Genomic DNA, 5,628 nt, shown 5'->3' on the forward strand with positions numbered 1-5,628 from the left:
TCGTCAAACACCGGGCACGGATCCTCGCCGCGATCGAGCACAACCTCTCCAACGGCCTCATCGAGTCGACCAACACCAAGATCCGACTCATCACCCGGATGGCATACGGCTTCAAATCACCCGAAGCACTGATCGCCCTCGCCCTGCTCAACCTCGGCGGCCACCGCCCCACCCTCCCAGGCCGAAACTGACCCACAGGTACGTCAGGAGAGCCCGAATATCGCTCGTTACTTCTCGCGGGCCGTACGCGGATTCACTGAGCACGCGTTCTTGATCGATGAGGCGGAATACGATCCCCTCGCATTGCTTCCCGATGGAGTGATCACCGACCTTTGCGCGTTGTATGACCGACCGGTTCGCGGCGCTGTGGCGTATATGCAGAACCTCAACGACAGCAGCCATATCGAACGCCATCTCAAGCCGTTCATGGCGCAGATGCACGGCGATAACGAGGTGTACCTACTTGCTGAGGCTTGGAGACAGGGCCACACTCCACCGCCAAAGTCGCTGCTCACGGCCACGCTTGAGTCGGTGACCACAATGCCGACTTGGTCGCAAGGGCTCACATCTGTCGGATTCGAGCGCGTGGACCCAGGAGGTTTACGCCGCATCCAAGCGTTCGGCTCCTCTGCTGCGAGCATCGCAACCGGACGGGAGTGAGGCGGCGCCGCTGTTCAGCGTCGACCGCGCCGGGCGACGCCTTCGACCACGACACCGAGCAGCGTCCCTATGAGCGCGCCGACGCTGTTGGCGATGACGTCCTGCACCGCTGCGACACGTCCTGGCATGAAGTATTGGGTCAACTCGACGCTAAGGCTCAGCGTCACGCACAGGCCGACCGCGATCCACCACCGTCGCCCGCCGAGCGCCAAGATGAGCAGCAACGCGAGCGGCAAGAACATCGCGACATTGGCGAGCACCTCGAGCCGAGTCCAGTAGAGCCACTCGACCATGTCACGCGCCTGCAACCATTCGATGCCCTGCACGACGCGCGGCTTGATCCGCAGCAGGAAGTGCGTGGGCCAGAGCGTGATCACCCCGAGAGCGGGGACCCCCAGCAGCAGTCCGGCGACGCCGAAGCGTCTCAGTGGCGCCGGCACCCGTCGGGTTACCAGCACAACGTTGGCGCCGGCCTGCACGGATACGGGGGCGGTGGCGGGCATGCCTTCAGTCTGTCGATCGCGCCTGTGACTCAGTTGGGGTCGGCCGGCGAGCCCGCGGCTCATCGAGCAGGCGCTCGTCGCAAAATGCGGTGGCTGCGGCGCACGCGCGCAAGCATTCGGCATGGTCGCGAGAGGATAAGTACGTGAAGCCATTGCAGACGCTCCGGACCGGCCTCTGGCATCTCCGTAAGGGCGGCACAACGCAGTTGCGATCGTGGCTGCTGCGTCGCGGCATTTTCGAGCGCAACAGCGCGGGCGCCGTCGACGGCGGCCTGCTGCCCGCCTGGCCGATCGTCCAGCGCGATCCGCGCCGGCCGCAGGTGCGCGTTGGCGTCATCATGGACACCTTCTCCGCCAGAGCATGGGGATACGAGTTCGATGTCGTCGAGCTGACGGCGAGGGGCTGGCGCGGCGAGCTCGATCAGCGCCCCATAGACCTGCTGTTCGTAGAGTCGGCCTGGGCGGGCTCGAGCGGGAGTTGGAAGTATCAGCTCACCGGCTCCAAGGCGCCGACCGAAACGCTCCGTGGCCTCGTCGCGTACTGCCGCGAGCACGGCATTCCCTCTGTCTTCTGGAACAAGGAAGACCCGCCGCACTTCGACGACTTCCTCGAGACGGCACGCGTCTTTGACCGGGTGTTCACGACCGATGCCGGTCTCATCGACCGCTACCGCGAGGCGCTTGGGCACGACCGCGTCGATGTCCTCGGCTTCGCCGCCCAACCCGCGCTGCACCACCCGATGCGCCAGAAGGGACTGCACCAGGTGCTCGACATCGGCTTCGGTGGCAGCTACTGGTCGCACAAGTTCCCCGAGCGGCAGGTCCAGATGCAGCTGCTCCTGGGCGCGGCGGCGAAGGTCGCCGAGCGGCGCAACATCGGCTTCGATATCTATTCCCGGTTTGAGAATGACTCGAAGTACCGGTTCCCCGACGAGTTCAAGCCTTTCGTGCGCGGCTCACTGAGCTACGAGCGGATGCTGTCGGCCTACCGCGCGCACAAGGTGATGTTGAACGTCAACTCGGTTGTCGACAGCCCGACGATGCTCGCACGGCGTGTGTTCGAGATCCTCGCGAGCGGCACGCCTGTGGTGACGACTCGCAGCACCGCGGTCGAGCATTGGTTCAGCGGCCAGGAGATCTCGATCGTGGACGATGAGCAGGAGGCGGCGCTCGTGATGCGCGCGCTCGTGCGATCGCCCGAGCTGCGCGACCGTCAGGTGCACCTGGCGCAGCGACGCATCTGGCGCGAGCACACCTTCTCGCACCGAGCCTCGCAGTTGCTCGAGTCGGTCAGTATTGCGGATCCCGCCGCGTGGCGCGCGCCGCGCGTGAGCATCATCGCGCCCACGATCCGCCCGAACCTTGTGCCGGGCATCATCGCCACCGCAGGCCGGCAGGTAGGTGTCGAGGTGCAGCTGCTGCTCATGCTTCACGGCTTCGACGACGATGAGCAGCACCTGCAGCGGCTCGCGCGCGAGGCGGGGGTGGACGAGCTCGTCGTTCTGCGTGCCGAGCGCGAGACCACGCTCGGCAGCAATCTCAACGGGCTCGTTCAGGCGAGCGACGGCGACGTCATCGCGAAGTTCGACGACGACGACATCTACGGTGAGCACTACCTGCTTGACTCCTGCTTCGCGCTCGACTACTCGGGCGCCGAGTTGGTCGGCAAGCATGCCCGCTACCTCTACCTACAAGCGATGGATGCGACGGTGCTGGAGAACCCGGAGCGCGAGCACCGCTGGACGAACCTCGTCGGGGGCCCGACGATGGTCGGCCCGCGCACGACCTGGGAGGCGGCGCCGTTCGAGGATCGCACCTTGGGGGAGGACACCACCTTCCAGCGAGCGGTGCTCGCGGCGGGCGGCGGCATCTACAGTGCCGACCGTTTCAACTTCATTCAGATCCGCACGGCACGCGCCGGCCACACGTGGCACATTGAGGATGAACGCATCATTGCGAATGGGCGGGTGCACTCGTTCGGCAGGTCAGAGCAGCATGTGCTGCTCTGACCTCACTGGCTCTTGGGGACTTTCGGGCACTGAGGCTCACTTGGGCTTCGGCGCGAATCCCTGGTAGCCGTGCTCGTCACGTAGTTGTCGTAGCACTTCTTGGTAGACGTCGGGCGTGTAGTGGAACGGCGCGAGGCCCCAGCGATGGTCGGGGTCGGCGAGCACATCTGCTTCGCGCAGTTCGACTACGTGGTGACCACGCTGTCGCAAGTAGTCGTAGTACGGCCGGTAGCGCTTGTTGGCGTCGGTGGCGCGTACGCCCATGCTCCACGGCGTGGTCTTGCCCTCGGTCGTTCGCAGCGCCCAGGGCACCTCGAGCACGACGGTCCGCTCGAACAGGTCGTGTGCGCGCAGGAACTCGTCGAACGCGTCGACCCGCTTGCGCCACAACTGCAAGTGCTCGGAAGTGCCGAACTCAATATGCTCGGCCTGACTCAGCAATTCGTCGACGACCGGGGTGCGGATGGTGTCGATGCTGCGGGTGACGATTGTTCCGTCGGCGAATCGGTAGATGCCGTGCCGCTCGTCGGCCAGATCCCACAGCAGCACGTCAATCTCGCCCGCGAGCGACTCGAGGCGCCCGAACAGGCCGCCCGCGAAGTCCGCCCGGATCATGCGCTCCTGAAATTTCGACGGGAGATCGAGATCTGCCGGGATGTGGGTCGACGCGTCGTTGCCCGCAGAGATCAGCGATTGCCGTGCGACGTAGCCGCGCAGATCGACCGCGTCGGCGGCGGCGAACTCGATGGTGTCGCGCGCCACGCAACTGCCGTACACGACCACTCGTGCAGTTTGGTGATGGCTGGCGTCCACTGCTCCCCAAAGATCCCGGTGTTGCTCTGCACCGCCCATCGTGTCACGAGTCGCGATGTGATTCGCCTCGGGCACGTCCTCGCCGAGCCGTCTGGCCGATCGGAGGCGGGTAGATTGATTGAGAGACGTTGAAGTCGCAGTCCTCGCGGCTCGCAGTAGAGCGGACTCGTCGCGGCTGTCGGAGATTAAGGCGTATGAATTTGCAACGGAGCAGAACTGTTTATCGAGCTCTGCTCGTGGTCGCCAGCGCAGCGGTGGTCATCGCAGTCATCTTCGCGGTACTGGACCGCGGCGCGGTGGCTGTCGCGATGTTCGCGTTGGCGATCCTCGCTGGGATTGCGTGTGCGCACTTCCGCCTGCGGCTGGTGCTAGCTGCTGTGCACGAGCGGTCGGAATCGACGATCTCGAGGAATCGAACGATCTTGGAAGAGAGGCTCCAGCCGTTTGAGGCACGAGCCGCTGCATCGATGCAGTTCGAGAACGACATCCGAGAAGTCATCGGCCGGATGGACGGCATGCTGGTTGGTTTGGGAAGTCACAGTGAAGTCCTGCGAGGAATTCGACGCGACACTTCTCGCGTCACCGGATTCGCCGAAGGCCAAGAGCGTGAGCTCAGCAGTCTGAACGGGAAGATCGCATCGCTGGCCGATCGGAACGCGCAACTGCGCAGCGCGCTGGACGAAACCTCACGGGTTGCGCGAGAGAATCTTGAGAGGATCCCGCAGGCGGTCGAGCAGTACCGAGCCATGCAGGCGCGGCTCGTCGGTGACAGCATCGCCATGCCGCCGATCGGCGGTTGGGCGATGACCGCGAGCTCTCTGACGGAGATCGTCGCCCGTGTCCTGGACGCCGAGAAGCATCCGAATGTCCTCGAACTCGGATCGGGGATCTCGACCGTGTGGACGTCGCTCGCGCTGGAGCACCGAGGCGGCGGCACCGTCGTCAGCTTGGAACATGAGCAGCAGTTCCTTGGAGACACGGCGTCCTCGCTCCGTGCCTACGGATCCTCCAAGCGAGTGCGGTTGATCCATGCGCCCTTGAAGAGGCTGGAGCTGGGTGGCGAAGAGTTCGCATGGTACGACATCGGGCGGATTCCACACGATTTGAAGTTCGATCTGCTGGTCGTCGACGGCCCGCCTGGCGCAGCGGGCGCGCTCACGCGCTACCCGGCGCTGCCGATGCTCGCGGATCGGCTGAACCCCGGGGCGCTGATTCTGCTGGACGACACGATCCGTCCGGAAGAACGTCGGACGATCGACCGGTGGTCGAAAGAGTTCGACGGCGTCGTGTTGGAGCGCCGGCTGGACAAGGCCACGATGTTGCGCTGGAACGCCGCAACCAGTTGATGTGGGTCGGTCGGTCGGTCGGTCGGCCTGCCGCTCGCCCCGTTAGGGTTGTGCCAGACTCTGCGCTCGTGGCCACTGGCTTGAGTGCATCATCGACCAGCACCGTCAGGGATTCACTCATGCTAGAAGCGCAGCCCGCCGAACGCACTTTCGACACTGTCAGCGTCATCCCGGGGTTCCGCAGCTGGTAGGCATTTTCGGCCGCTCGGCGGTGGCTGATTCGCGTGATTCCGCGGTTCTTGGCGTCGACGAGCGGCAGATTCTGTAGGCACACGACTGTCGGAGTGTCGGACTGGG

6 protein-coding genes are annotated in these 5,628 nt (G+C 64.8%); 4 read left to right on the top strand and 2 right to left on the bottom strand.

All coding sequences use genetic code 11. The features are described from left to right. Positions 1 to 191: transposase (locus J1M46_RS15000; RefSeq protein ID WP_206445645.1), on the top strand; the 191-nt coding region annotated here is incomplete at its 5' end. A gap of 79 nt (positions 192 to 270) precedes the next feature. After that, positions 271 to 660: a hypothetical protein gene (locus J1M46_RS15005; protein WP_206448792.1), complete on the top strand. Its 390-nt coding sequence runs from the start codon at positions 271 to 273 to the stop codon at positions 658 to 660. A gap of 14 nt (positions 661 to 674) precedes the next feature. Here the strand turns inward: J1M46_RS15005 and J1M46_RS15010 are convergent, their stop codons facing one another. Beyond that, entirely contained in the window at positions 675 to 1,163 is a 489-nt protein-coding gene (locus J1M46_RS15010; protein WP_206448793.1) for a VanZ family protein, read from the bottom strand. On the opposite strand from J1M46_RS15010, the gene J1M46_RS15015 reads away from it, so the two are divergent. Then, complete coding sequence (locus tag J1M46_RS15015) at positions 1,088 to 3,172, top strand: glycosyltransferase family protein (RefSeq protein WP_342384420.1); 2,085 nt, start codon at positions 1,088 to 1,090, stop codon at positions 3,170 to 3,172. The genes J1M46_RS15010 and J1M46_RS15015 overlap by 76 nt on opposite strands. 36 nt (positions 3,173 to 3,208) lie before the next feature. Here J1M46_RS15015 and J1M46_RS15020 read toward each other — a convergent pair whose 3' ends face one another. After that, positions 3,209 to 4,024: a DUF6270 domain-containing protein gene (locus J1M46_RS15020; protein WP_241249771.1), complete on the bottom strand. Its 816-nt coding sequence runs from the start codon at positions 4,022 to 4,024 to the stop codon at positions 3,209 to 3,211. A gap of 155 nt (positions 4,025 to 4,179) precedes the next feature. Between J1M46_RS15020 and J1M46_RS15025 the strand changes: the two genes are divergently transcribed. Beyond that, positions 4,180 to 5,331, top strand: coding sequence for a class I SAM-dependent methyltransferase (locus tag J1M46_RS15025; protein ID WP_206448795.1), 1,152 nt, complete (start codon positions 4,180 to 4,182; stop codon positions 5,329 to 5,331). The last annotated feature ends 297 nt before the right edge of the window (positions 5,332 to 5,628 follow it).

The organism is Agrococcus sp. KRD186, assembly GCF_017168255.1.
Lineage (GTDB): Bacteria > Actinomycetota > Actinomycetes > Actinomycetales > Microbacteriaceae > Agrococcus.